This window comes from Streptomyces sp. NBC_00620, assembly GCF_026341825.1.
Taxonomy (GTDB): Bacteria; Actinomycetota; Actinomycetes; order Streptomycetales; family Streptomycetaceae; genus Streptomyces.
The window spans coordinates 1-24,577 of sequence record NZ_JAPENY010000003.1; the positions used below are offsets into that span (position 1 = coordinate 1).

Below are 24,577 nucleotides of genomic sequence, written 5' to 3' on the forward strand. Positions count from 1 at the left end.
GAGGAAGTCAGTCCTGGCCAGAGCCCTGTTGACCTTTGACTTCTCCACCCCGAGCGACCTACCTTCGCATTAGTCGACCGGTCGGCTAGTAGTCGAAGACCCGGTCGAGAAGCCCCACTCCCATCCCGGAAAAGGTCATCATGAGCACTCAGAACCAGAAGGTCGCAGTCATCACCGGTGCCTCGCAGGGCATCGGCGCCGGCCTCGTCGACGCCTACCGCAAGCTCGGCTACGCCGTCGTCGCCACCTCGCGCACGATCGCCCCCTCCAACGACGCGGGCGTCCTGACCGTCCAGGGCGACATCGCCGACCCCGCCACCGCCGAACGTGTCATCGCTGCCGGCGTCGAGCGGTTCGGACGTATCGACACCCTGGTCAACAACGCCGGCCTCTTCGTCGCCAAGCCCTTCACCGACTACACCGGGGACGACTACGCCGCCGTGACCGGTGTGAACCTCGCCGGCTTCTTCCGGATCACTCAGCTGGCCACCGAGCACATGCTCGCCCAGGGCGGCGGCCATATCGTCAACGTCACCACCAGCCTGGTGGACAACGCCAACTCCAACGTCCCCTCCGTGCTGGCCTCGCTGACCAAGGGCGGCCTGCAGTCCGCCACCAAGTCCCTCGCCATCGAGTACGCCACGCGTGGCATCCGCAGCAACGCCGTCTCACCGGGCACCATCAAGACCCCCATGCACCCCGAGGAGACCCACGAGGCCCTCGCCGCCCTGCATCCGGTCGGCCGGATGGGCGAGCAGAGCGACATCGTCGACGCGGTGATCTACCTGGAGAACGCCCCGTTCGTCACCGGCGAGATCCTCCATGTGGACGGCGGAATGAGCGCCGGCCACTGACCCGACTCCGGCAAGGAGAAGCCTGATGAGCAGCACGACAGACAGTGAAGCGATCCTGCGCGGCGTTCTCGACCGGTGGAAGGCGGCCGTCGACGCACACGAACCGCAGCAGGTCGCCGCACAGTTCACCGAGGACGCGATCTTCCAAGGACTGCACCCGTACAGCGTCGGAAGGCCGGGGATCGCCGCCTACTACGACTCCCAGCCCATCGGGATGGCGGCCGCGTACCGGATCCTCGAAACCAGACGCCTCGCCGACGACCTCGTACTCGGTTACCTGGACGTCGACTTCTCGTTCACCGACCGCCCCACCCTCGGCCTCAAGCTCGGCGTACTGGTGAAGCGCCTGGAGGAGGGCTGGTACATCACCCACTACCAGGTCTCCCGCCTCGGCTAGAGACCGCCGGTACTCAGAGTGCGGACAGGTCGATCGCCCGGTCGACGTCCTGCGGCTGCAGCACGCGCAGGATGCCTTCCAGCAGGTAGTAGTCGGCGTAGGGAAGCGAGATCTCGATCCCGTCCTCGGCCGGCCGGTTACGGGTGCAGCGGGCGACGACCGCTTCGGCGCGGGAGGACTTGTCCGTGAGGCAGGTCTGTGACAGTGCGGTGAGTATCCGGAGCGCGACCGAGCGGTAGTCCTGTCTGCCCGTTACGGCGGACAGGTCGAGAAGGCCGCAGGCCATGATCGCGCCGGCTGAGGCGTCCTTGATGTCGTGGGGCTGCTGCGGTGCGCGGTAGTCCCACACAGGGACGTGGTCGGCGCCCAGCGCGTCCACCGCGAAGTCGGCGAGTTTGCGTGCGGTGGCCAGGAACTGCCGGTTCCCGGTCCGGCGGTACATCGTGGTGAATCCGTACAGCCCCCATGCCTGTCCGCGCGACCAGCACGAGGTGGGGCTGTAACCCTGCACGGTGCCCGGGCCGATCTGCGCTCCGGTGGCCGGGTCGAAGTCGAATACGTGCGGGGTCGATCCGTCCGGTCTCGGGAACACCTGCTGAGCGGTCTTCGCGTGCTCCACGGCGATGTCGAGGTATTTGCCGTCGCCGGTCTGCCGGCTGGCGAATGCCAGCAGGTCGAGATTCATCATCGTGTCGATGATGACGCGGCCCGCGTTGTTCGGATCGTTCAGTGCGCCCCACGCCCGGATGAAGCGCCCGCGCGGGTTGTACCGCTGGATCAGCGAATCGGCCGCCTGTAAGGCGCCGGCCCGCCAAGTGTCGTCACCCGTCAGACGCCACGCGGTCACCCAAGACGGTGAGAACAGGAATCCGAGATCGTGCGTGCCGGTGTCGTACTGGCGGGGGGCGAGCTTTTTCGCCGAGTCGAGCGCCATTGAGCGGAAGGCGTCGTCCTTGCTGTAGAGCCACGCCATCCAGAGCGTTCCCGGCCAGAATCCGCCGACCCAGTCACCGTTCTGGGAGTAGGTCCATTTCTCGAACTTCGTCCCGACGGGAAAGGCGCTCACTCCGGGCGCGACGGCACGGATCTTGTCCACCGCGTAGTCGGCCGCCGCGCGCAATGTGCGCGCGGTCGCCGCCGGTGTCCGACCGGCCGCCGCCTGTGCGGCCTGCGGTGCGGAGGCGTACGCCGCCGTAACACCGGCCGCCGAAGCCAGCACAGTTCGCCGGGGAATGCTCACGGTCGCCTGCCTCTCCAACTGGTCAGCCCTGTAAGGGAGTTGGAGGAGTTTTACACGGCAGCCACGCCAACGTACACCCATATGACATGAGTTCAGGTCCGTGAACGCAAGCTCCCGTGTCGCTCAGCTGTCGTAGTCGACGGTCAGCGTGTCGGAGACGGGGAACGTCTGGCAGGTGAGCACATAGCCGGCGTCGACCTCGGCGGGTTCGAGGGCGTAGTTGCGGCGCATGTCCGCGGTGCCGTCGGTGACCAGTGCGCGGCAGGTGCCGCAGACACCGCCCTTGCAGGCGAAGGGCAGGTCGGGGCGGGTCTTCTGGCCGCTGTCGAGGATGACGCGGTCCCGGGGCAGGGCGGAGGTGGTGGAGCGGCCGTCGAGGGTGATGGTGACCTTGCTGACGGGGCCGTCGTAGGCGGTGTCGACATGACGGACGGGTTGTACGGGCTCGTCGTCGGCGTAGAACAGCTCCTGGTGGACGTGTCCCGCGGGAACGCCGAGTCCGGCGAGGAGCTCCTGGGCGTCGCGGACCATGCCGTGCGGGCCGCACAGCCACCAGTGGTCGGCGGCCTTCGCGTCGACCAGGGCGTCGATGAGCGTGGCGAGCCGGTCGGCGTCGAGGCGGCCGGAGAGGATCTCCGCCTCGCGCGGTTCGCGGGACAGCACGTGCGCCAGTTGGAACCGGCCCGGGTAGAGGTCCTTCAGGTCGGCGAGGTCGTCGGCGAACATCACGGTGTCGGTGCGCCGATTGCCGTAGAAGAGCGTGACGCGTGAGCGGCTGTCGGCGGCGAGGACGGACTCCGCGATGGACAGCATCGGGGTGATCCCGGAGCCCGCGGCGATCAGGACGTGGTGGCCGGGTTGCGACAGGTCGGGCGTGAAGGCACCGGTCGGTGCCATCACCTCGACGGTGTCTCCGGGGCGCACGTCGTGCACCAGCCAGGAGGAGAACAGCCCGCCGGGGACGACCCGTACGCCGATGCGCGGTCGCGCACCCACGGGAGAGCAGATGGAGTACGAGCGGCGCTCGTCGCGTCCCTCGACCTCGCGGCGGAGCGTGAGCGACTGGCCGGGCCGGTACGCGAACTCCTCGGCGAGGTGCTCGGGGATGTCGAAGCCGATGGCCGCAGCGTCCTCGCACAGCGGCTGGACCGCGGCGACCCGCAGCGCGTGGAAGGCCGGGCGGCGGCGGGCCTGGTGGGTCGGGGCCGGGGCGGTCATCAGATCTCCTTGACGTACTCGAACGGCTCGCGGCAGGCGCGGCAGCGCCACAGCGCCTTGCAGGAGGTGGCCGCGAAGCGCGAGGTCTCCTCGGTGTCGGCCGATCCGCAGCGGGGGCAGGCCACCGCGCGCCTGAGGGGGGCGAGCGTCAGTGGCACGGGCCCGGGAGCGTGCCGGGGCGCGGCGCCGGGCGGCGCGATGCCGTGCTCGGCGAGCTTGCGGCGGCCGTCGGGGGTGATCCAGTCCGTGGTCCACGCAGGGTCGAGCACGGTCCGGATCTCCACCCGGGCGAACCCGGCATCACGCAGCCGCGCGGCGACCTCGGCGCGCATCTCGGCCATGGCGGGGCAGCCGGAGTAGGTGGGCGTCAGGCTCGCGACGACGGTGCCGTCCGGGCCGACCTCGACATCACGCAGTACGCCCAGGTCGGCGAGGGTGAGCATGGGCATCTCGGGGTCGGGCACCTGCTCGGCGATGCGCCGGGCCCGCCGTGTCTCGGCCGAGGCCAGTACGGTCACCATGTCGCCTCCGGGTGGGCGCGGGCCACGCTCTGGAGCTCGGCGAGCAGCGGGGCCAGATGTTCGGTGCGGTCGCCCTCGCGGCCGTGTCCCGGCACCGGTGCCGCCTCGGGCAGGACGAGTCCGGCGGCGTCGGTGACCTGGCGAAGCACGGCCAGCACTTCGTCCCGTACCTCCGCCGCTCCCGTGAAGAGTTCGTCCGCGTAGGGGGCGACATCGGCAAGCGCGTCGCGCATCCGGCGCCGCGACTCCTCGGTGCCGTCGCCCAGCCGTACCGCCCACTCGGCGGCGTACTGCCGGTGATAGGTCAGTTCCTTGACGCCCTTGGCGGCGATGGCGGCCAGCACCGGGTCCGGCGTGGTGACGGCGAGCCGCTCGAAGACGGCCAGCCGCCAGGAGGACAGCACCAGAAGCCGGGTGATGGTGAACGCGAAGTCACCGCCCGGCAGTTCGGCGAGCCGGACGTTGCGGAAGTCGTCCGCGTCGCGGAAGTAGGCGTACGCGTCCTCGCCCCGGCCCGTGCCGTCCACCTGCCCGGCACGCGCGTACAACAGGCGGGCCTGGCCGAGCAGATCGAGCCCGATGTTGGCCAGCGCGACCTCCTCCTCCAGCTCGGGGGCGCGGGTGCACCACTGCGCCAGCCGCTGTGCGCCGACCAGCGCGTCGTCACCGAGGGCCAGGCAGTACGCGGCCAGCTCCCCGGCGTCGATCCCGTCGGGGACGGTCTGGTCGACGCCGTGCAGCGGATCCTCGAAGCCGGTGCCGAACGCCCAGCGGGCGTCGCTGTCGTCGTGTCCCTCGGCCAGGGACAGGTAGACGTGATCGTCACTCATGTCGTCTCCTGTTCCTAGATGTGCGGGACGTCGTCGGGGATGTCGTAGAACGTGGGGTGCCGGTAGACCTTGTCGGCGCTGGGGGCGAAGAACGGGTCCTTCTCGTCGCGCGTCGAGGCGGCGATGTGTTCCGAGCGCACCACCCAGATGGACACACCCTCGTTGCGCCGGGTGTACAGGTCGCGGGCGTGGGTGAGGGCCATGCGGTCGTCGGCGGCGTGCAGTGAGCCGACGTGGACGTGGTTCAGGCCGCGCTTGCCGCGTACGAAGACCTCGTACAGGGGCCAGTCCTGCGTCATGCCGCCGCTCCTTCTGCCGCTGTTGCCTGTGCGCGCGCTGCCTGCTTCGCCGCGTACGCGGTCGCCGCCTCCCGTACCCAGGCGCCCTCCTCATGGGCGGCCCGGCGCCGGCCGACCCGCTCGGTGTTGCACGGCCCGTCGCCCTTGATCACGCGCTGCAGTTCGGACCAGTCGGGGGTGCCGAAGTCGTGGTGGCCGCGTTCCTCGTTCCAGCGCAGCTCCGGGTCGGGGAGCCGCACGCCGAGCTTCTCGGCCTGCGGGACGGTCATGTCCACGAAGCGCTGGCGCAGTTCGTCGTTCGAGTGCCGCTTGATCTTCCAGGCCATGGAACGGGCCGAGTTGGGCGAGTCGTCGTCGGGCGGGCCGAACATCATCAGCGACGGCCACCACCAGCGGTCGACGGCTTCCTGGACCATCTCCCGCTGGGCCTGCGTGCCGCGCATCATCGTGAGCAACAGCTCGTACCCCTGGCGCTGGTGGAAGGACTCCTCCTTGCACACCCGCACCATGGCCCGCGCGTACGGCCCGTACGAACAGCGGCACAGCGGCACCTGGTTGCAGATCGCCGCCCCGTCCACGAACCAGCCGATCACCCCGACGTCGGCGAAGCTCGGCGTCGGGTAGTTGAAGATCGACGAGTACTTCTGCCGGCCCTCGATCAGCGCCTCCGTCAGCTCCGCCCGGTCCGCGCCCAGGGTCTCGGCGGCCGAGTACAGATAGAGCCCGTGCCCGGCCTCGTCCTGTACCTTCGCGAAGAGGATCGCCTTGCGGCGCAGCGACGGCGCCCGGGTGATCCAGTCGCCCTCCGGCTGCATGCCGATGATCTCCGAGTGGGCGTGCTGCGCGATCTGCCGGATCAGGGTCCTGCCGGGGGCGATGCCCTTGCTGCGGTAGATGGCCTCCTGCGACTCCGGCCTGGTCAGGATGTACTCGACGAAGGCCCAGGCGGCGGCCTGGTGCATGCTGGAGCCCGCGACGGCGAGATGGGTGGAGTTGACGGTCGCCGCCGTGGTGCCGCCGGGCTTCACCGCTGGTGGCAGGCGGACCTTCCACTTTCCGGATTCCTTGGGCACCAGGCCCTCGATGATGCTGCCGAACCAGGTCGGCCAGGGCAGTACGGCCGCGGTGCCGGACTTGATGGAGTTCTCCAACGCGGTCCAGCCGCCCGCCAGATCGCTGACCAGGCCGGCGTCGTTCATCTCCTTGATGAGGGTCATCGCGGTGACGGCCTCGGGAGAGCTGAGGGTGATCCGGCCCGCGGCGTCGAAGTAGAACGTGCCCTGGAGCTGGAGCAGCATCTGGAAGAAGTTGGCGGCGTCCGGCTGCGAGGCGGGCTTGTCGATGCCCAGGAGATGGACCCCGGTCGCCTTCTTGATCTTCTTCCCGGCGTCGATGGCGTCGTCCCATGTCGCCAGCGCCTCGCCGTCGACACCGGCGGCCTCGAAGAGGTCGGCCCGATAGTAGAACCCCGCCGAATTGGCCTCCCAGGGAAGGGCGTTGACCTTGCCCTTGCGGGTGACGGTCTGCCACATGCCGTCGGCGAAGGCGTCGCGGTAGCGGTCGGCGCCGAGCGGGCCGAGGTCGGCGAGACCGTCGGGGAACTTCTCGGTGTAGGCGGGGAGGTAGTCGACGCCGATGTGCAGGACGTCCGCGAGGCCTTGTCCGCCGGCTGCCATCGCTGTGGTGATCTTGTCCCAGATCGCCGGGTTCCCGATGTCCTGGACGGTGACGTCGATCCCGGGATGCTGCGTTTGGAAGGCGGGGACCAGCGCTTTCATGGCGGCTGCGGGGCCCTGCCAGCTCCAGACGGCGATCGCGGCCCGGTCCGGATCGCCGAGGCTCCCGGCCTTGGTTGCGCCGGTCACCGAGCAGGCGCCGAGCAGCGGGGTCCCTGCCCCGGCGGCGAGGAGCGAACCGCCGATCCCCAGCAGGCGCCGTCGGTCCAGACCGCCTCGTGGAGGGTCGTCCGGCGGTGGCTGATTCACGGGCGAGGCATCCATGGCTGCTCCGGGGTTCCGGCGGGTGCGCGGCTCTTGTGGCGCGGCTGGAAGCTAGCAAGCGATGGATCCGACTTGCAATAGATGCGTGAAAGCTTTCTGTCTGACATCTCGGCTGAGAGAGCATTCAGACTGCATGTCTTGCATGTTTCTTGCGCATGACCGTTGAATCTCCTCTTCGGCCCCTGCTAGCTTTCCGCCACCACTCGGCCCCCCAACCCGCCGTCACCGAAGACCGGGAGACCCGATGAAGCCCTCAAGGCTCATGCTGCTTACCGCTGTTGCCCTGCTCACTCCCATGGCCCCCGCACTGACGGCCACGGCAGCTCCGGGAGACGGCGCGGCTCCCTCGTCGGACACCACCGCCGCCCCGCCCCAACTCGCCCTCCCCGACCCGGGTTTCGAGAACGGCGGCACCGGCTGGACCTTCGGCGCGGGCACCGGGGTCGGCACCGGCAACTCCCACGGCGGCGCCCGCTTCCTCTACCTGGACGCCGGGGCCGGCAAGAGCGCGCAACTGAGCCTTGTCGCACCCCGGAACGGCAGTTACGACTTCTCCGCGTGGATCGGGAGCGCCGGCGACGGCGGCACATACACGGTCCGGCGCAACGGCGAGACCGTCGAGACGATCACCCTGCCGCAGCGTCGCGCCTACGCCCGGTACACCATCAGCCGCGTCGAGCTGAAGACCGGCGACCGGCTGGAGATCGCCTTCGGCTCCGGCAGCGCCTGGGTCAACGCCGACGATCTGATGATCTCCCCCGCCGCGCCCGCCGACCCCAAGGTCACCTCGTCCGACCCCGAGGTCGTCGAGATGTTCGGCTGGGCCAAGAAGAAGGCCAACAGCTGGGCTCAACTGCCCGGCACGACCGGCCCGATCAACGTCGACGAGTACCAGACCGGCGGCACCGGCACCGCGCAGTACGCGGCCACCTACTGGGCCGGATACGCCAACCGCAGCGCCTATTACTCCCGCGACATGACCCACCAGCTCGCCGGCGCCCACATCCTCGGCCTCGACGTCGCGAACAGGACGATGCTCCGCTCGTACGCGTCTTCGGCCACCGCCGAGCACAAGTACTTCCCGGTGTGGGCCCTCAACTTCGACGCCCAGACCTATCTGAGCATCGACTACAAGAGCCCGGACAACTACGTGCGTGAGGTGCCGGCCGTCTTCGAACTCGTCGAGAAGGCCGGACAGGCCTACCGGTGGACCGGCGACCAGAGTTACGTCGACGACCCGGCGCTGTGGGACTTCTATCTGCACTCCACCGATGAGTTCATCGACCTGCACAACGCCGCCAAGCCCAACGGCAAGGTCAAGGTCGCCGAGGGCACGGGCAACGGCATCTTCGCCGGCGCCGCCAGCTACAACGAGCAGGACGGCGACGGCCTCGCCGAGGCCGGGGACGGCATCGCCTCGCAGTACCAGGCGTATCTCGCGATGGCCACGCTCGCACGCGGCAAGGGCGACACCGCACTGGCCAAGACGTTCGACCGGCGTGCCGCAGACCTGAAGGCGTACTTCAACGACGAATGGAGCGGCAGCGGAAGCGGAGCCGACATGGTCCGCGCGTACACCACGTCCGGCGCCCCGGTCACCGGCTGGGGCAAGGAGAACAGCGTGTTCGTGCCGATGAAGCAGATCCTCGATCCCGGCCCGCGCAACGACGCCTATCTCGACTACATCCAGACGCAGGAGTTGGGTCCTGAGGGGTCGCCCAACATCGAGTCGACGACGTACCTGCCCGACATGTTCTTCAAGAACAACCGCAACGACACCGCCTGGACGTGGATGAAGAAGATCTACGGCCAGCGGGAGATCCAGCACATCAACTCCAGCCAGGGCCCCAACGGTGACTACCCCGAGGTGTCGTTCACTCTGGTCAGTCAGACCGTCGAGGGCCTGATGGGCATCACACCGGACGCGGCGAACCGCACGGTGACCACGCAGTCGCGGCTGCCGTCCGGCATGAAGTGGCTCCAGACCGCCGACATACCCATCGGCACCAGCACCATCACCGTGCGGCACGACGGCGCGACGAAGTCCACGCTGACGAACAACGCGCGCAGCGGCGCCTACCACTGGGAGGCCCGCTTCCAGGGCGTCCACAAGAAGATCACGGTCAACGGTGTCCCCCAGCGCGTACGGACCAAGACGGTCGACGGCGTGACGTACACGTACGCGACGCCGACGGTTCGGGCGGGGGCGACAGCGGTGGTGAAGGTGGCCGACTGACGCGAACGCCGCCTCTTGGTCAGCGCTCACTCGTTCTCCGGGCGGCCCGCTCGCTAGCCGACCGGTCTAGTAAGTAATAGTCGACCGGTCGTACACTCGACTCATGGGACGAACCAGCGACGCCAGGGAGAAGATCCTCAGTGCCGCGCAGACACTCATCGAGCTGCGCGGCTACTCGGCTCTGGGTGTGGCCGAGATCTGCAAGACGGCCGGTGTACCCAAGGGCAGCTTCTACTACTTCTTCGAATCGAAGGAAGCTCTCGCGCTGGCCGTGATCGACGAGCACTGGGCCGGCCAGAAGGCCGACTGGACGCGCATCCTGAATGAAGACGCAGTACCACTGGACCGGCTACGTCGGCTCTTCGAGGAGACGGAGGCCGGGCAGCGCGCCGGCCAGCAGAGCTGCGGCACCGTCTCGGGCTGCCTGTTCGGGAACCTCACTCTGGAGCTGAGCAACCAGACGGAGGCCATCCGCATGCGGCTGCAGGAGATCTTCGAGGCCCAGGTCGAGATGGTCGACTCGGTCATCGCCGAGGCTCTGGAGCGCCACGAGGTCACCGTGACCGATACCCGGGAGGCCGCGCGGTCGGTGGTGGCCCAATTGGAGGGGCAGGTCCTCTTCGCCAAGCTCTACAACAACACGCAACGCCTCGGCTCACTGTGGGGGAACTCCCTGGCGCTGCTCGGTGGCCGCGCGGCGGACGGGGTCGCGGCCAGCGTCTGATGCCGGTCCGCCGCTGACGAAGGACACAGCTCGTTGCCCGCCGGTGTCTTCGTCACGGGCCGCGCCAGATGTTGTCGAAGGCCGCGTTTTCGATGCTTCGCCGTTGCCGTACGGCTTCCAGTTCCGTCACCGCGTCGTGGACAGCGGCCAGTACGGTCACGACCGCTTCGTCGGCGAGGCCGGTGACCTCTTCCGTGGGCTCGTCGCGGATGCCCGCGGCGGCCGCGAGGCCGGCGAGGACGGGCTCGCCCGACGTCCAGCGGTCGGACGCCCGGCGACGTGCCGAGGTGTCGCCCCACACGGCCGGGCCCGTACGAATTGGATTCCAGCGGTGGCGTGGCCGGGCCACTTGCCCTTCCGCCTCCAGGGCGGCCAGGTAGGCCGCGGCCAGGTCACGGCCCCGGCGCCACAGCCAGTCCTCGATGGGCTCGTACGGCGCCTGGCGGGTGAGCGACGCCGCCGCCTCGTCCAGCAGCCGGTCACCCATGGTCCGCGGCGCTGCGGGCACGATGCCGTCGCCGTCCAGGGTGAGCGCCTGGGCGTCGATGAGGTCGATCAGTTCGGCTCCCGCGAGCGCCAGCGACAGGTTGCCCTGCTCGACGGAACGACCGGACGAGACATCCATGGTGATGATCAACAGGTCGCGCGGTGTGGTCATGACGGGCTCCACATCAGAGGCAGGTGGCGATACGCCAGAGGCATGGGTGACGATACGTCGCCGGTGCCCGACCACGCCCCGGGGGGCAAGGCCGGACGCCGCGGCGGACAAGCGGTTGCTTTGGACGGGCGCCTCGGACGGAAACCGACGACCGGACGGTGAACGGTCGGCCGACCGCGGCTCGGCTCCATCAGGCGCCGAGTCTGCCCGTGTCCGGGGCGGTTTCCGCAGGAGCCGACCGTCGTACCGGGATGGCGTGTCGCCCTTCCACCATGTCGTGCGGGAAGCCGATGCGCAGCACGGCGGCGGCTGCGGCAGCCGCGAGGACCACGACGGCGGCCAGGATCAGCGCCTGGCGGTAGCCGTGGTCGAGCAGCGGAGCGACGACCAGGGGACCGAGGATCTGGCCGACGGAGTATCCGGCGGTCAGCAGCGCGACCGAGCGCGGGACCCGGAGATGGGCCCCGGTTGCGAGGGCAAGGGTGCTGATGCCGATGAAAGTCGCGCCGAACAGGACCGCGGAGACCAGGGCGGCTGCTACTCCGCCGATCAGGGCGGGCAGGGCGATGCCGGCCGCCTGGACGAGGAGCGCGGCCAGCAGCAGATCGGGGCGGGACCAACGGCGCCCGAGCCAGGCCCACAGCGCCGAGGAAGGCACCGCCGCCAGACCGACCAACACCCAGGCGCCGCTGCCGATCCACCCCGGGGAGCTCTGCTCGATCGCGGCGACCAGGAAGGTGCCGGCGACGATGTAGCCGACGCCCTCCAGCGTGTAGGAGGCGAAGAGGGCGGTGAACCAGCGGTGCGTGCGCATCTCCGGTCCGTCGGCCGGGGCCCTGCCGGATTCGGGGGTTGGCGTGGGATATGCCTCCGGGCGGAGGTTCCACGAGACGGCGGCGAGGACCGCGGCAAGTGCGGCCGAGGCCCACCAGGCGGCCCGCCAGTCGGCAGCGGAACGAAGAACGAGGACGAGCAGGCCGGACAGTGCGATGCCTGCGCCGACGCCGCCGAAGGCCCAGCCGGGCAGGTGGGCCGGGTGCTCCCGCAGGTGGCTGAGAAGGGAACTGACCGCGATGACGAAGATCAGCGCGCTCATCACTCCGGCCAGTAGCCGCAGCGCGATCCATACGGCTGTGCTGTGTGTGGCGGGCATGGCAGCCAGACTGGCGGTCAGCACGATCAGGGCGGTGCGCAGGAGAGCGGGTGAGCGGACCAGCGCGGGGCCCGCGATGCCGGCGAGCGCGCCCACGAAGTAGCCGATGTAGTTGGCGGTGGCCAGATTCGCGCCGGCACCCGCGGACAGCCCCGCCTGAGCATGCATCAGGGGGAGGATCGGGGTGTAGACGAACCGGCCGACCCCCATGCCCGCGGCGAGCGCCGCGGCGGCTTGGACGACGTGCCCCCAGGGCGAGTGGAGCGCCGCGCTTCCTCGTGCCCGGGCGTCGCGCAGGGCTCGTACGCTCATGACGAAGTCCTTGTGAGATCGCGCGGGCCTCCGGGCGGCCACGACTCACCGCCGTGAACTCGGCGGTGAACGGACGGGGAATGTGACGTCACTGCGTGGCGTCGGTCCGGCCCGGGTCGTTGGGGTGGGACTCGAGGGCGGTGACGGTGAAAGTCATCCACGGGCTCAGTGGCAGCGTGCCGAGCACCTTCTCATGGAGCTCGTCCTCGTCGGCGGCCCGCCAGACGCCGATGCTGCGCAGCTCTCCGACCGGGCGCCACAGCCGCGCCAGGTTGCCGGTGCCGGCCAGTTCCCGGGCACGGACGGATTCGGCGGCGCGGCGCCGGTCGACCTCGTCCTGGCTGGTGCCCTCGGGGACGGTGGTGGTGATCTCGACCAGGAACTCTCGCATCGTCCTGCTCCGTTCGGTCGGGCGTCCGGCGACGGCCGGGGCGTATGGGTGGTGGGAGGCCTGTGTTTTCAGAGGGTCGGCTGCCGCGGTGTTTTCAGCGAGGCGGCCGTCGCGGTGTGATCGGACGGCGGCCGGCGTACCGGGGGGCGGCAGGTTCAGCCTGTCTGCCGGGGGCGTCGAAGGACGTCCAGCTGAGCGTCGAAGCGGGCGGCCGATCGTCGGCGAACTCCGAGCCCGTCGGTCCTGCCGGGTCGGCGACCGGCCGCACCGCTTCAACCCGCCGGATACCGGCGGGGACCACTGCGCTCGCATGCCGTCGGGTTGTCATACGCTCATCGTCCGCCTGCGGCAGGGGCGCCGCCACGACGGGCTTGCTCCCTGCTGGGAGGCGTGGCCTCTCACCGACGTAGCATGACAGGCGTGGAACTGCGCCAACTGCGGTATTTCGTTGCGGTCGCCGAGGAACTGAACTTCGGCCGGGCCGCCGCGCGGCTGCTGATCGCGGGCCCCTCCCTGTCGCAGCAGATCAAGGCGCTCGAACGCGACCTAGGGGTGCAGTTGTTCGTTCGTGACCGCCGTTCGGTGTCCCTCACCCCGGCCGGTTCGGCCCTGCTCCCGCACACCCGCGCACTGCTGGAACGGGCGGAGGACCTCCAGCGGCGCGCCAGCCGGCTGTCCGGTTCGGAACCGGTACGGCTCGGCTACGTCAACTGGCTCCCGCCCGACCTGACCACCCGCGCCGCCGGGGTGGCCCAACTCCACATCGACGCGTGGATCGCGCCCTCGCACACCCAGGCCGCCCGGGTCGCCGACGGCAGCCTGGACCTCGCCGTGTGCTGGGTACGGACCGAGGACCTGGAAAAGCGCGGCCTGCACGCCCGGCTCATCGGCGCCGACCGGCTGTACGCCGTTGCAACCGGCGACGACACGAGCGACGTGGCCGCCCGGGACACCATCGTCCTCCTCGACGACGACACCACCTCCTGGTCGTCCTGGAACATCTATGCCGAACAACTGGCCCGGGACACCGGAGCCGGCGCGGTACACATCGCCGACAATGGCATCACCGGACCCGCGTTCTTCGACCACGTCCGCCGCAGCAACCGTCCGGTCATCAACTCCCCCAAGGGCCAGACCACTCCCCTGCCGCCCGACCTGGTCCAACGCCCGATCGTCGCACCGGAGGTGCACTGGACCTGGTCCCTGGTCCGGCGCGAGAGCGAGAACCGCCCCGCGGTCCTCGCCCTCGTCGACGCCCTCTGCAACAGGGTGGGCGACCTCGGCATCCACGCCCCGGACGCCTGGCTGCCCGAGGGCGACCCGCACCGGAACTAGCCGCCTGAACCAGTGACTAGGACCCGCACCGGCACTAGCCGCCTGGGTCAGTGACTAGACCGTCGCGAGGTCGAACTGCTCCCACGTCCCGATCGCCGTGCGGTTGGCGATGAGCGGGTCGGCTCCGCCGTTGTCGGCCGTCACGTACTTGCCGTTGGCGGAGGCGAGCAGGCTGACCGTGCCGTTGGAGTTGTCCACCAGTTGGAAGGTCTCCCAGGTGCCGATGGCGGTGCGGTCCGCGATCAGGGCGGAGGCGCCCGCGTCGACCGCGCTGACGATACGGCCGTTGGCGCGGGCGCGCACGGCGATGCTGCCGTTGCCCAGGTCGATCTGGTCGAACCGTTCCCACAGGCCGACCGAGTCGCGGTTGGCGATCAGGGACTTGGCGCCGGCGCTCTCCGCGGTGACGAACCTGCTGTTGGCCCGCGCCTTGAGGGTGATCGTGACGGTGGCCGGGGTGCCGGCGGAGGTGCCGTTGACGAAGGGCTGGGTGGGGCGGGTGGCGGTCAGGGCGAGTTCACCCTTGAGCATGCGGCCGCCGTCACCGGTCAGGCGCAGGTAGTAGTCCGAGGAGCAGGCCGTGCCGTCCTCGTCGAGGGCGAGCAGTCCCGAGTCCGTGGGCACCCACTCCTGCGACTCGGCCGTCTTGGCGATCTGGTTCCCCTCGTTGTACTCGTCGTACATGGAGATGTAGATGCCCTGCGCACTCCTGCCCTGACCATGTTGTAGACCTGCCGCCACATGAAGTCCCCGTGGGCGCGCTGGCGTTCGGCGACGTCGCCGGGCAGGACGCACGGCTGCTAGTCGATGCCGTGGGCGGCGCAGTCGGCCAGGTCCGGCACGGTTGCCTGGGTGTAGAAGTTGTCGGCTTCGGAGGCGTTGCCGATCCGGCCCACCATCCACGGCGAGATCATGTTGAGGGCGTGGTAGACGTCTGAGCAGCCTGAACGCGAGTCGCCGGTGCCGGTGCGCCACCATGTCGGCACGCCGCCGATCACGTAACAGCCCTGGCCCTTGAACCAGTTGATGACGTCGAGGCAGGCCTCCGCGCTGAACGCGTGCTTGTCGTCGTTGAATCCGAAGCCCCAGATGCACACGACGGGCTTGCCGTTCTGGAGCGCGTACGCCGAACTCTACGTGTGGGCGGACATCTTGTTCGTCCAGTCGGTCTTGATCTCCGACTGCATGGCGGTCCAGCCGCTGACGTCGTACATGACGTAGAACTTCCGCCCGTACGCCTCGGCGGCGCCGCGCACCTTCTGGGCCATGGCGTCCCGCGTCGGGCCCTCGCTGTCGTTGGGGTTGAACCTCTGGAGCGCGGCGGTGTCGATGCCGTACTGCTGCATCCACAGGAAGTGGGCGTCCACGGTCTGCTGGTCGTACGAGGAGAACAGCGAGGCCGTGCGGCCGTTGCCGAGGCTGCCGAACGCCGTCGGGTACGTCTTCGTGATGTCGCGGACGTCGGGCCAGGCCTTGATGCCGTTGTTGGAAGGGGACGGGGTCTGGGCGCTGTTGGGGGCCCAGTGCCACCAGGCGTTGATCGGCGCACCGTCGCCCTTGCAGGCGAACCAGCCCTGGTAGCCGACGGTGATCTTGCCGACGACGTCGCCAGGAGCGCTGGCGGTGGCGCTCGTGGTGGCCGCCGAGGCGGCCCGCGCGACGCCGACCGCGCCGACCGCGCCGAGTGCGGCGGCCGCGGTGCCGCCGGCCGTCGCGCCGAGGACCCTGCGGCGCGTCCAGGTCGGTGTGCGGTGGGACTTGGGCATATGAGGCTCCGAGAGGCGCGGGGGGATGACCTGGGCGGGGGCCCGGGCGAGGCATCTGGGGGTGCGAGAGCGGAAATCTCAAGACGTGAGTTAAGTCGTGAGGGCGGTGGAGCGTCAAGGCGCGTGCCCTGCATGGGGGCAATGCAGGGAACGGTCGCAAAGGTGAACCGTGCGGATGGACAACTTGCCCGCCACGAGGGGCTGGTGGGGTGCGGCGGCACATTTATTAGGAGTTCTTAAGGGCTCCATGAGCGTCCTCATATGAACGGCGACCAGGCTGGGAAGCAGTTGCCCCAGCGAAGGGAACCCCCACCATGTATGACCACGACCCGACACATGACTCTTCGCCCGAGCCCACCCCCACGGTCAGGACCGGACGAGCCTCCCAGCCCTTCCCGCGGCGGATGCTGTCACGGAGAAGTGTGTGGACCATGGCTGCCGGGCTGGCGTGTGCGGTAGCCGGAGCCACCCTCGGCGGTACGTCCGCCGCCGCGGATTCCTCGTCGTCTCCTTCCATCGCGGCCACGACCTCGCCGACCCCGACGCCCACCGGGCCCGCAGGCGGCGGCCCCGCGGCCGACCCGTCCGACGGCGGTGCGACCGGCATCGTCGACACCGTGTCCACCTCGGGCTTCACCATGACGACGGCGACGGGCGTGGAGGTGACGGTGACCGAGACCTCCGCCACGAAGACCACTGGAGCCTCCGCCAAAGCCGTGAAGGAGGGTGCGAGCGTCCTCGTCATCGGGGTGGTGGACAGCGCGAACATCGCCGCGACGCAGGTCGCCGTCCAGCGCGGAGGCGACGGCGGAGCAGCGGCCGCCGAAGCGGCAGGGGTGATCGCCTTCCAGCAGGGGACCCCGTCACCGGACAAGTCGGTCGGTCAGATCCCTGACTACACCGAGGGCGAAGGGACGATCGTCAACGGTACGACCGCGTACAAGGCGGTCAAGGCCGCGCAGGCCGTCGTCCCCGGAGGCATCAGCGACCGCGTGGTCGAACTGAGCGGCGGTGAGTACGAGGTCCACAACATCAGCGTCAACTGGCCGCACCACGTCTTCGTCGACAGGAACTTCAAGGTCGTCGGCTGGGAGTAGACACCGCCGCCACCGCAAGGGGTCGCGGGATCGAATCCTGCCGCCCCTCACTCCACCGCAGGCCGAAGGCCGTCTCCTCAGGATGAGGAGACGGCCTTCGCCGTTGCCCAAGCCACGTCGGGCAGGAACACTCCGGCGCCCTACCGCTGACATGCGCTGGAAGGCTGCGCCTTCCAACTGCGAGGAAGTCAGTCCTGGCCAGAGCCCTGTTGACCTTTGACTTCTCCACCCCGAGCGACCTACCTTCGCATTAGTCGACCGGTCGGCTAGTAGTCGAAGACCCGGTCGAGAAGCCCCACTCCCATCCCGGAAAAGGTCATCATGAGCACTCAGAACCAGAAGGTCGCAGTCATCACCGGTGCCTCGCAGGGCATCGGCGCCGGCCTCGTCGACGCCTACCGCAAGCTCGGCTACGCCGTCGTCGCCACCTCGCGCACGATCGCCCCCTCCAACGACGCGGGCGTCCTGACCGTCCAGGGCGACATCGCCGACCCCGCCACCGCCGAACGTGTCATCGCTGCCGGCGTCGAGCGGTTCGGACGTATCGACACCCTGGTCAACAACGCCGGCCTCTTCGTCGCCAAGCCCTTCACCGACTACACCGGGGACGACTACGCCGCCGTGACCGGTGTGAACCTCGCCGGCTTCTTCCGGATCACTCAGCTGGCCACCGAGCACATGCTCGCCCAGGGCGGCGGCCATATCGTCAACGTCACCACCAGCCTGGTGGACAACGCCAACTCCAACGTCCCCTCCGTGCTGGCCTCGCTGACCAAGGGCGGCCTGCAGTCCGCCACCAAGTCCCTCGCCATCGAGTACGCCACGCGTGGCATCCGCAGCAACGCCGTCTCACCGGGCACCATCAAGACCCCCATGCACCCCGAGGAGACCCACGAGGCCCTCGCCGCCCTGCATCCGGTCGGCCGGATGGGCGAGCAGAGCGACATCGTCGACGCGGTGATCTACCTGGAGAACGCCCCGTTCGTCACCGGCGAGATCCTCCATGTGGACGGCGGAATGAGCGCCGGCCACTGACCCGACTCCGGCAAGGAGAAGCCTGATGAGCAGCACGACAGACAGTGAAGCGATCCTGCGCGGCGTTCTCGACCGGTGGAAGGCGGCCGTCGACGCACACGAACCGCAGCAGGTCGCCGCACAGTTCACCGAGGACGCGATCTTCCAAGGACTGCACCCGTACAGCGTCGGAAGGCCGGGGATCGCCGCCTACTACGACTCCCAGCCCATCGGGATGGCGGCCGCGTACCGGATCCTCGAAACCAGACGCCTCGCCGACGACCTCGTACTCGGTTACCTGGACGTCGACTTCTCGTTCACCGACCGCCCCACCCTCGGCCTCAAGCTCGGCGTACTGGTGAAGCGCCTGGAGGAGGGCTGGTACATCACCCACTACCAGGTCTCCCGCCTCGGCTAGAGACCGCCGGTACTCAGAGTGCGGACAGGTCGATCGCCCGGTCGACGTCCTGCGGCTGCAGCACGCGCAGGATGCCTTCCAGCAGGTAGTAGTCGGCGTAGGGAAGCGAGATCTCGATCCCGTCCTCGGCCGGCCGGTTACGGGTGCAGCGGGCGACGACCGCTTCGGCGCGGGAGGACTTGTCCGTGAGGCAGGTCTGTGACAGTGCGGTGAGTATCCGGAGCGCGACCGAGCGGTAGTCCTGTCTGCCCGTTACGGCGGACAGGTCGAGAAGGCCGCAGGCCATGATCGCGCCGGCTGAGGCGTCCTTGATGTCGTGGGGCTGCTGCGGTGCGCGGTAGTCCCACACAGGGACGTGGTCGGCGCCCAGCGCGTCCACCGCGAAGTCGGCGAGTTTGCGTGCGGTGGCCAGGAACTGCCGGTTCCCGGTCCGGCGGTACATCGTGGTGAATCCGTACAGCCCCCATGCCTGTCCGCGCGACCAGCACGAGGTGGGGCTGTAACCCTGCACGGTGCCCGGGCCGATCTGCGCTCCGGTGGCCGGGTCGAAGTCGAATACGTGCGGGGTCGATCCGTCCGGTCTCGGGAACACCTGCTGAGCGGTCTTCGCGTGCTCCACGGCGATGTCGAGGTATTTGCCGTCGCCGGTCTGCCGGCTGGCGAATGCCAGCAGGTCGAGATTCATCATCGTGTCGATGATGACGCGGCCCGCGTTGTTCGGATCGTTCAGTGCGCCCCACGCCCGGATGAAGCGCCCGCGCGGGTTGTACCGCTGGATCAGCGAATCGGCCGCCTGTAAGGCGCCGGCCCGCCAAGTGTCGTCACCCGTCAGACGCCACGCGGTCACCCAAGACGGTGAGAACAGGAATCCGAGATCGTGCGTGCCGGTGTCGTACTGGCGGGGGGCGAGCTTTTTCGCCGAGTCGAGCGCCATTGAGCGGAAGGCGTCGTCCTTGCTGTAGAGCCACGCCATCCAGAGCGTTCCCGGCCAGAATCCGCCGACCCAGTCACCGTTCTGGGAGTAGGTCCATTTCTCGAACTTCGTCCCGACGGGAAAGGCGCTCACTCCGGGCGCGACGGCACGGATCTTGTCCACCGCGTAGTCGGCCGCCGCGCGCAATGTGCGCGCGGTCGCCGCCGGTGTCCGACCGGCCGCCGCCTGTGCGGCCTGCGGTGCGGAGGCGTACGCCGCCGTAACACCGGCCGCCGAAGCCAGCACAGTTCGCCGGGGAATGCTCACGGTCGCCTGCCTCTCCAACTGGTCAGCCCTGTAAGGGAGTTGGAGGAGTTTTACACGGCAGCCACGCCAACGTACACCCATATGACATGAGTTCAGGTCCGTGAACGCAAGCTCCCGTGTCGCTCAGCTGTCGTAGTCGACGGTCAGCGTGTCGGAGACGGGGAACGTCTGGCAGGTGAGCACATAGCCGGCGTCGACCTCGGCGGGTTCGAGGGCGTAGTTGCGGCGCATGTCCGCGGTGCCGTCGGTGACCAGTGCGCGGCAGGTGCCGCAGACACCGCCCTTGCAGGCGAAGGGCAGGTCGGGGCGGGTCTTCTGGCCGCTGTCGAGGATGACGCGGTCCCGGGGCAGGGCGGAGGTGGTGGAGCGGCCGTCGAGGGTGATGGTGACCTTGCTGACGGGGCCGTCGTAGGCGGTGTCGACATGACGGACGGGTTGTACGGGCTCGTCGTCGGCGTAGAACAGCTCCTGGTGGACGTGTCCCGCGGGAACGCCGAGTCCGGCGAGGAGCTCCTGGGCGTCGCGGACCATGCCGTGCGGGCCGCACAGCCACCAGTGGTCGGCGGCCTTCGCGTCGACCAGGGCGTCGATGAGCGTGGCGAGCCGGTCGGCGTCGAGGCGGCCGGAGAGGATCTCCGCCTCGCGCGGTTCGCGGGACAGCACGTGCGCCAGTTGGAACCGGCCCGGGTAGAGGTCCTTCAGGTCGGCGAGGTCGTCGGCGAACATCACGGTGTCGGTGCGCCGATTGCCGTAGAAGAGCGTGACGCGTGAGCGGCTGTCGGCGGCGAGGACGGACTCCGCGATGGACAGCATCGGGGTGATCCCGGAGCCCGCGGCGATCAGGACGTGGTGGCCGGGTTGCGACAGGTCGGGCGTGAAGGCACCGGTCGGTGCCATCACCTCGACGGTGTCTCCGGGGCGCACGTCGTGCACCAGCCAGGAGGAGAACAGCCCGCCGGGGACGACCCGTACGCCGATGCGCGGTCGCGCACCCACGGGAGAGCAGATGGAGTACGAGCGGCGCTCGTCGCGTCCCTCGACCTCGCGGCGGAGCGTGAGCGACTGGCCGGGCCGGTACGCGAACTCCTCGGCGAGGTGCTCGGGGATGTCGAAGCCGATGGCCGCAGCGTCCTCGCACAGCGGCTGGACCGCGGCGACCCGCAGCGCGTGGAAGGCCGGGCGGCGGCGGGCCTGGTGGGTCGGGGCCGGGGCGGTCATCAGATCTCCTTGACGTACTCGAACGGCTCGCGGCAGGCGCGGCAGCGCCACAGCGCCTTGCAGGAGGTGGCCGCGAAGCGCGAGGTCTCCTCGGTGTCGGCCGATCCGCAGCGGGGGCAGGCCACCGCGCGCCTGAGGGGGGCGAGCGTCAGTGGCACGGGCCCGGGAGCGTGCCGGGGCGCGGCGCCGGGCGGCGCGATGCCGTGCTCGGCGAGCTTGCGGCGGCCGTCGGGGGTGATCCAGTCCGTGGTCCACGCAGGGTCGAGCACGGTCCGGATCTCCACCCGGGCGAACCCGGCATCACGCAGCCGCGCGGCGACCTCGGCGCGCATCTCGGCCATGGCGGGGCAGCCGGAGTAGGTGGGCGTCAGGCTCGCGACGACGGTGCCGTCCGGGCCGACCTCGACATCACGCAGTACGCCCAGGTCGGCGAGGGTGAGCATGGGCATCTCGGGGTCGGGCACCTGCTCGGCGATGCGCCGGGCCCGCCGTGTCTCGGCCGAGGCCAGTACGGTCACCATGTCGCCTCCGGGTGGGCGCGGGCCACGCTCTGGAGCTCGGCGAGCAGCGGGGCCAGATGTTCGGTGCGGTCGCCCTCGCGGCCGTGTCCCGGCACCGGTGCCGCCTCGGGCAGGACGAGTCCGGCGGCGTCGGTGACCTGGCGAAGCACGGCCAGCACTTCGTCCCGTACCTCCGCCGCTCCCGTGAAGAGTTCGTCCGCGTAGGGGGCGACATCGGCAAGCGCGTCGCGCATCCGGCGCCGCGACTCCTCGGTGCCGTCGCCCAGCCGTACCGCCCACTCGGCGGCGTACTGCCGGTGATAGGTCAGTTCCTTGACGCCCTTGGCGGCGATGGCGGCCAGCACCGGGTCCGGCGTGGTGACGGCGAGCCGCTCGAAGACGGCCAGCCGCCAGGAGGACAGCACCAGAAGCCGGGTGATGGTGAACGCGAAGTCACCGCCCGGCAGTTCGGCGAGCCGGACGTTGCGGAAGTCGTCCGCGTCGCGGAAGTAGGCGTACGCGTCCTCGCCCCGGCCCGTGCCGTCCACCTGCCCGGCACGCGCGTACAACAGGCGGGCCTGGCCGAGCAGATCGAGCCCGATGTTGGCCAGCGCGACCTCCTCCTCCAGCTCGGGGGCGCGGGTGCACCACTGCGCCAGCCGCTGTGCGCCGACCAGCGCGTCGTCACCGAGGGCCAGGCAGTACGCGGCCAGCTCCCCGGCGTCGATCCCGTCGGGGACGGTCTGGTCGACGCCGTGCAGCGGATCCTCGAAGCCGGTGCCGAACGCCCAGCGGGCGTCGCTGTCGTCGTGTCCCTCGGCCAGGGACAGGTAGACGTGATCGTCACTCATGTCGTCTCCTGTTCCTAGATGTGCGGGACGTCGTCGGGGATGTCGTAGAACGTGGGGTGCCGGTAGACCTTGTCGGCGCTGGGGGCGAAGAACGGGTCCTTCTCGTCGCGCGTCGAGGCGGCGATGTGTTCCGAGCGCACCACCCAGATGGACACACCCTCGTTGCGCCGGGTGTACAGGTCGCGGGCGTGGGTGAGGGCCATGCGGTCGTCGGCGGCGTGCAGTGAGCCGACGTGGACGTGGTTCAGGCCGCGCTTGCCGCGTACGAAGACCTCGTACAGGGGCCAGTCCTGCGTCATGCCGCCGCTCCTTCTGCCGCTGTTGCCTGTGCGCGCGCTGCCTGCTTCGCCGCGTACGCGGTCGCCGCCTCCCGTACCCAGGCGCCCTCCTCATGGGCGGCCCGGCGCCGGCCGACCCGCTCGGTGTTGCACGGCCCGTCGCCCTTGATCACGCGCTGCAGTTCGGACCAGTCGGGGGTGCCGAAGTCGTGGTGGCCGCGTTCCTCGTTCCAGCGCAGCTCCGGGTCGGGGAGCCGCACGCCGAGCTTCTCGGCCTGCGGGACGGTCATGTCCACGAAGCGCTGGCGCAGTTCGTCGTTCGAGTGCCGCTTGATCTTCCAGGCCATGGAACGGGCCGAGTTGGGCGAGTCGTCGTCGGGCGGGCCGAACATCATCAGCGACGGCCACCACCAGCGGTCGACGGCTTCCTGGACCATCTCCCGCTGGGCCTGCGTGCCGCGCATCATCGTGAGCAACAGCTCGTACCCCTGGCGCTGGTGGAAGGACTCCTCCTTGCACACCCGCACCATGGCCCGCGCGTACGGCCCGTACGAACAGCGGCACAGCGGCACCTGGTTGCAGATCGCCGCCCCGTCCACGAACCAGCCGATCACCCCGACGTCGGCGAAGCTCGGCGTCGGGTAGTTGAAGATCGACGAGTACTTCTGCCGGCCCTCGATCAGCGCCTCCGTCAGCTCCGCCCGGTCCGCGCCCAGGGTCTCGGCGGCCGAGTACAGATAGAGCCCGTGCCCGGCCTCGTCCTGTACCTTCGCGAAGAGGATCGCCTTGCGGCGCAGCGACGGCGCCCGGGTGATCCAGTCGCCCTCCGGCTGCATGCCGATGATCTCCGAGTGGGCGTGCTGCGCGATCTGCCGGATCAGGGTCCTGCCGGGGGCGATGCCCTTGCTGCGGTAGATGGCCTCCTGCGACTCCGGCCTGGTCAGGATGTACTCGACGAAGGCCCAGGCGGCGGCCTGGTGCATGCTGGAGCCCGCGACGGCGAGATGGGTGGAGTTGACGGTCGCCGCCGTGGTGCCGCCGGGCTTCACCGCTGGTGGCAGGCGGACCTTCCACTTTCCGGATTCCTTGGGCACCAGGCCCTCGATGATGCTGCCGAACCAGGTCGGCCAGGGCAGTACGGCCGCGGTGCCGGACTTGATGGAGTTCTCCAACGCGGTCCAGCCGCCCGCCAGATCGCTGACCAGGCCGGCGTCGTTCATCTCCTTGATGAGGGTCATCGCGGTGACGGCCTCGGGAGAGCTGAGGGTGATCCGGCCCGCGGCGTCGAAGTAGAACGTGCCCTGGAGCTGGAGCAGCATCTGGAAGAAGTTGGCGGCGTCCGGCTGCGAGGCGGGCTTGTCGATGCCCAGGAGATGGACCCCGGTCGCCTTCTTGATCTTCTTCCCGGCGTCGATGGCGTCGTCCCATGTCGCCAGCGCCTCGCCGTCGACACCGGCGGCCTCGAAGAGGTCGGCCCGATAGTAGAACCCCGCCGAATTGGCCTCCCAGGGAAGGGCGTTGACCTTGCCCTTGCGGGTGACGGTCTGCCACATGCCGTCGGCGAAGGCGTCGCGGTAGCGGTCGGCGCCGAGCGGGCCGAGGTCGGCGAGACCGTCGGGGAACTTCTCGGTGTAGGCGGGGAGGTAGTCGACGCCGATGTGCAGGACGTCCGCGAGGCCTTGTCCGCCGGCTGCCATCGCTGTGGTGATCTTGTCCCAGATCGCCGGGTTCCCGATGTCCTGGACGGTGACGTCGATCCCGGGATGCTGCGTTTGGAAGGCGGGGACCAGCGCTTTCATGGCGGCTGCGGGGCCCTGCCAGCTCCAGACGGCGATCGCGGCCCGGTCCGGATCGCCGAGGCTCCCGGCCTTGGTTGCGCCGGTCACCGAGCAGGCGCCGAGCAGCGGGGTCCCTGCCCCGGCGGCGAGGAGCGAACCGCCGATCCCCAGCAGGCGCCGTCGGTCCAGACCGCCTCGTGGAGGGTCGTCCGGCGGTGGCTGATTCACGGGCGAGGCATCCATGGCTGC

Annotated in this window: 23 protein-coding genes and 1 pseudogene; 8 read left to right on the forward strand and 16 right to left on the reverse strand. The window is 69.6% G+C overall.

Annotation, left to right across the window (positions count from 1 at the left end; genetic code table 11):
* Nucleotides 1-140 precede the first annotated feature (140 nt).
* A complete protein-coding gene (locus OG246_RS31330) occupies nt 141-854 on the forward strand; it encodes an SDR family NAD(P)-dependent oxidoreductase (RefSeq protein ID WP_266471095.1) in 714 nt (237 codons plus the stop codon).
* Nucleotides 855-879: 25 nt separating this feature from the next.
* On the forward strand, nt 880-1,251 hold the full coding sequence (locus OG246_RS31335; RefSeq protein WP_266471098.1) for a hypothetical protein: 372 nt from the start codon (nt 880-882) through the stop codon (nt 1,249-1,251).
* 13 nt (nt 1,252-1,264) lie between these two features.
* On the opposite strand, the gene OG246_RS31340 is transcribed toward OG246_RS31335, so the two are convergent.
* The 6 genes from OG246_RS31340 to paaA (OG246_RS42835) form a co-directional block, all read right to left on the reverse strand.
* Nucleotides 1,265-2,491, reverse strand: a complete 1,227-nt coding sequence (locus tag OG246_RS31340) for a glycoside hydrolase family 88 protein (RefSeq protein ID WP_266471100.1) — start codon at nt 2,489-2,491, stop codon at nt 1,265-1,267.
* A 123-nt stretch (nt 2,492-2,614) separates the two neighbouring features.
* Nucleotides 2,615-3,709: a 1,2-phenylacetyl-CoA epoxidase subunit PaaE gene (paaE, locus tag OG246_RS31345; RefSeq protein ID WP_266471102.1), complete on the reverse strand. Its 1,095-nt coding sequence runs from the start codon at nt 3,707-3,709 to the stop codon at nt 2,615-2,617.
* Nucleotides 3,709-4,230 (reverse strand): 1,2-phenylacetyl-CoA epoxidase subunit PaaD, encoded by a 522-nt coding sequence (paaD, locus tag OG246_RS31350; protein WP_266471104.1) that lies wholly within the window; start codon nt 4,228-4,230, stop codon nt 3,709-3,711. Before paaD (OG246_RS31350) ends, paaE (OG246_RS31345) begins: the two co-directional genes overlap by 1 nt.
* Entirely contained in the window at nt 4,224-5,060 is an 837-nt protein-coding gene (gene paaC, locus OG246_RS31355; protein WP_266471112.1) for a 1,2-phenylacetyl-CoA epoxidase subunit PaaC, read from the reverse strand. Before paaC (OG246_RS31355) ends, paaD (OG246_RS31350) begins: the two co-directional genes overlap by 7 nt.
* 14 nt (nt 5,061-5,074) lie before the next feature.
* The gene (gene paaB, locus OG246_RS31360; RefSeq protein WP_266471115.1) at nt 5,075-5,359 is read right to left on the reverse strand and encodes a 1,2-phenylacetyl-CoA epoxidase subunit PaaB; all 285 of its coding nucleotides are present in this window, start codon (nt 5,357-5,359) and stop codon (nt 5,075-5,077) included.
* Nucleotides 5,356-7,359, reverse strand: coding sequence for a 1,2-phenylacetyl-CoA epoxidase subunit PaaA (paaA, locus tag OG246_RS42835; RefSeq protein WP_323178348.1), 2,004 nt, complete (start codon nt 7,357-7,359; stop codon nt 5,356-5,358). The genes paaB (OG246_RS31360) and paaA (OG246_RS42835) overlap by 4 nt, the downstream gene beginning before the upstream one ends.
* A 244-nt stretch (nt 7,360-7,603) precedes the next feature.
* Between paaA (OG246_RS42835) and OG246_RS31375 the strand changes: the two genes are divergently transcribed.
* Entirely contained in the window at nt 7,604-9,595 is a 1,992-nt protein-coding gene (locus tag OG246_RS31375; protein WP_266471118.1) for a hypothetical protein, read from the forward strand.
* A gap of 103 nt (nt 9,596-9,698) precedes the next feature.
* The gene (locus tag OG246_RS31380) at nt 9,699-10,319 is read left to right on the forward strand and encodes a TetR/AcrR family transcriptional regulator (RefSeq protein ID WP_266471121.1); all 621 of its coding nucleotides are present in this window, start codon (nt 9,699-9,701) and stop codon (nt 10,317-10,319) included.
* A gap of 52 nt (nt 10,320-10,371) precedes the next feature.
* Here OG246_RS31380 and OG246_RS31385 read toward each other — a convergent pair whose 3' ends face one another.
* From OG246_RS31385 to OG246_RS31395, 3 genes are all read right to left on the reverse strand, one after another.
* On the reverse strand, nt 10,372-10,977 hold the full coding sequence (locus OG246_RS31385) for a GPP34 family phosphoprotein (RefSeq protein ID WP_266471123.1): 606 nt from the start codon (nt 10,975-10,977) through the stop codon (nt 10,372-10,374).
* Nucleotides 10,978-11,167: 190 nt separating this feature from the next.
* Nucleotides 11,168-12,340 carry a YbfB/YjiJ family MFS transporter gene (locus OG246_RS31390; RefSeq protein ID WP_266474879.1) on the reverse strand — a complete coding sequence of 391 codons (1,173 nt, stop codon included), beginning with the start codon at nt 12,338-12,340 and terminating at the stop codon, nt 11,168-11,170.
* Nucleotides 12,341-12,530: 190 nt separating this feature from the next.
* Entirely contained in the window at nt 12,531-12,833 is a 303-nt protein-coding gene (locus tag OG246_RS31395; protein WP_266471125.1) for a muconolactone Delta-isomerase family protein, read from the reverse strand.
* Nucleotides 12,834-13,244: 411 nt separating this feature from the next.
* On the opposite strand from OG246_RS31395, the gene OG246_RS31400 reads away from it, so the two are divergent.
* On the forward strand, nt 13,245-14,168 hold the full coding sequence (locus OG246_RS31400; RefSeq protein ID WP_323178349.1) for a LysR family transcriptional regulator: 924 nt from the start codon (nt 13,245-13,247) through the stop codon (nt 14,166-14,168).
* Between the two features lie 489 nt (nt 14,169-14,657).
* Here the strand turns inward: OG246_RS31400 and OG246_RS31405 are convergent.
* Nucleotides 14,658-15,989: pseudogene (locus OG246_RS31405) on the reverse strand (glycoside hydrolase family 71/99-like protein); the annotation flags it as partial.
* 376 nt (nt 15,990-16,365) lie between these two features.
* On the opposite strand from OG246_RS31405, the gene OG246_RS31410 reads away from it, so the two are divergent.
* The 3 genes from OG246_RS31410 (at nt 16,366) to OG246_RS31420 (ending at nt 18,463) form a co-directional block, all read left to right on the forward strand.
* Nucleotides 16,366-17,031, forward strand: a complete 666-nt coding sequence (locus OG246_RS31410; RefSeq protein WP_266471127.1) for a hypothetical protein — start codon at nt 16,366-16,368, stop codon at nt 17,029-17,031.
* A 321-nt stretch (nt 17,032-17,352) separates the two neighbouring features.
* A complete protein-coding gene (locus OG246_RS31415; protein ID WP_266471095.1) occupies nt 17,353-18,066 on the forward strand; it encodes an SDR family NAD(P)-dependent oxidoreductase in 714 nt (237 codons plus the stop codon).
* A 25-nt stretch (nt 18,067-18,091) separates the two neighbouring features.
* Entirely contained in the window at nt 18,092-18,463 is a 372-nt protein-coding gene (locus tag OG246_RS31420) for a hypothetical protein (RefSeq protein ID WP_266471098.1), read from the forward strand.
* Between the two features lie 13 nt (nt 18,464-18,476).
* Here OG246_RS31420 and OG246_RS31425 read toward each other — a convergent pair whose 3' ends face one another.
* From OG246_RS31425 to paaA (OG246_RS42840), 6 genes are all read right to left on the reverse strand, one after another.
* Nucleotides 18,477-19,703: a glycoside hydrolase family 88 protein gene (locus OG246_RS31425; protein ID WP_266471100.1), complete on the reverse strand. Its 1,227-nt coding sequence runs from the start codon at nt 19,701-19,703 to the stop codon at nt 18,477-18,479.
* Between the two features lie 123 nt (nt 19,704-19,826).
* Entirely contained in the window at nt 19,827-20,921 is a 1,095-nt protein-coding gene (gene paaE / locus OG246_RS31430) for a 1,2-phenylacetyl-CoA epoxidase subunit PaaE (RefSeq protein ID WP_266471102.1), read from the reverse strand.
* Nucleotides 20,921-21,442: a 1,2-phenylacetyl-CoA epoxidase subunit PaaD gene (paaD, locus tag OG246_RS31435; protein ID WP_266471104.1), complete on the reverse strand. Its 522-nt coding sequence runs from the start codon at nt 21,440-21,442 to the stop codon at nt 20,921-20,923. The genes paaE (OG246_RS31430) and paaD (OG246_RS31435) overlap by 1 nt, the downstream gene beginning before the upstream one ends.
* A complete protein-coding gene (gene paaC, locus OG246_RS31440; RefSeq protein ID WP_266471112.1) occupies nt 21,436-22,272 on the reverse strand; it encodes a 1,2-phenylacetyl-CoA epoxidase subunit PaaC in 837 nt (278 codons plus the stop codon). Before paaC (OG246_RS31440) ends, paaD (OG246_RS31435) begins: the two co-directional genes overlap by 7 nt.
* Before the next feature lie 14 nt (nt 22,273-22,286).
* On the reverse strand, nt 22,287-22,571 hold the full coding sequence (paaB, locus tag OG246_RS31445; RefSeq protein WP_266471115.1) for a 1,2-phenylacetyl-CoA epoxidase subunit PaaB: 285 nt from the start codon (nt 22,569-22,571) through the stop codon (nt 22,287-22,289).
* Nucleotides 22,568-24,571 (reverse strand): 1,2-phenylacetyl-CoA epoxidase subunit PaaA, encoded by a 2,004-nt coding sequence (paaA, locus tag OG246_RS42840; RefSeq protein WP_323178348.1) that lies wholly within the window; start codon nt 24,569-24,571, stop codon nt 22,568-22,570. The genes paaB (OG246_RS31445) and paaA (OG246_RS42840) overlap by 4 nt, the downstream gene beginning before the upstream one ends.
* Nucleotides 24,572-24,577 lie beyond the last annotated feature (6 nt).

Excerpts from the sequence above, each read along its gene's own strand:
- OG246_RS31330 (WP_266471095.1), top strand. The coding sequence starts at position 141 with ATGAGCACTCAGAACCAGAAGGTCGCAGTCATCACCGGTGCCTCGCAG.
- OG246_RS31335 (WP_266471098.1), top strand. The coding sequence starts at position 880 with ATGAGCAGCACGACAGACAGTGAAGCGATCCTGCGCGGCGTTCTCGAC.
- paaE (WP_266471102.1), bottom strand. The coding sequence starts at position 3,709 with ATGACCGCCCCGGCCCCGACCCACCAGGCCCGCCGCCGCCCGGCCTTC.
- paaD (WP_266471104.1), bottom strand. The coding sequence starts at position 4,230 with ATGGTGACCGTACTGGCCTCGGCCGAGACACGGCGGGCCCGGCGCATC.
- paaC (WP_266471112.1), bottom strand. The coding sequence starts at position 5,060 with ATGAGTGACGATCACGTCTACCTGTCCCTGGCCGAGGGACACGACGAC.
- paaB (WP_266471115.1), bottom strand. The coding sequence starts at position 5,359 with ATGACGCAGGACTGGCCCCTGTACGAGGTCTTCGTACGCGGCAAGCGC.
- paaA (WP_323178348.1), bottom strand. The coding sequence starts at position 7,359 with ATGGATGCCTCGCCCGTGAATCAGCCACCGCCGGACGACCCTCCACGA.
- OG246_RS31375 (WP_266471118.1), top strand. The coding sequence starts at position 7,604 with ATGAAGCCCTCAAGGCTCATGCTGCTTACCGCTGTTGCCCTGCTCACT.
- OG246_RS31380 (WP_266471121.1), top strand. The coding sequence starts at position 9,699 with ATGGGACGAACCAGCGACGCCAGGGAGAAGATCCTCAGTGCCGCGCAG.
- OG246_RS31385 (WP_266471123.1), bottom strand. The coding sequence starts at position 10,977 with ATGACCACACCGCGCGACCTGTTGATCATCACCATGGATGTCTCGTCC.
- OG246_RS31390 (WP_266474879.1), bottom strand. The coding sequence starts at position 12,340 with ATGGGGGTCGGCCGGTTCGTCTACACCCCGATCCTCCCCCTGATGCAT.
- OG246_RS31395 (WP_266471125.1), bottom strand. The coding sequence starts at position 12,833 with ATGCGAGAGTTCCTGGTCGAGATCACCACCACCGTCCCCGAGGGCACC.
- OG246_RS31400 (WP_323178349.1), top strand. The coding sequence starts at position 13,245 with ATGACAGGCGTGGAACTGCGCCAACTGCGGTATTTCGTTGCGGTCGCC.
- OG246_RS31410 (WP_266471127.1), top strand. The coding sequence starts at position 16,366 with ATGGCTGCCGGGCTGGCGTGTGCGGTAGCCGGAGCCACCCTCGGCGGT.
- OG246_RS31415 (WP_266471095.1), top strand. The coding sequence starts at position 17,353 with ATGAGCACTCAGAACCAGAAGGTCGCAGTCATCACCGGTGCCTCGCAG.
- OG246_RS31420 (WP_266471098.1), top strand. The coding sequence starts at position 18,092 with ATGAGCAGCACGACAGACAGTGAAGCGATCCTGCGCGGCGTTCTCGAC.
- paaE (WP_266471102.1), bottom strand. The coding sequence starts at position 20,921 with ATGACCGCCCCGGCCCCGACCCACCAGGCCCGCCGCCGCCCGGCCTTC.
- paaD (WP_266471104.1), bottom strand. The coding sequence starts at position 21,442 with ATGGTGACCGTACTGGCCTCGGCCGAGACACGGCGGGCCCGGCGCATC.
- paaC (WP_266471112.1), bottom strand. The coding sequence starts at position 22,272 with ATGAGTGACGATCACGTCTACCTGTCCCTGGCCGAGGGACACGACGAC.
- paaB (WP_266471115.1), bottom strand. The coding sequence starts at position 22,571 with ATGACGCAGGACTGGCCCCTGTACGAGGTCTTCGTACGCGGCAAGCGC.
- paaA (WP_323178348.1), bottom strand. The coding sequence starts at position 24,571 with ATGGATGCCTCGCCCGTGAATCAGCCACCGCCGGACGACCCTCCACGA.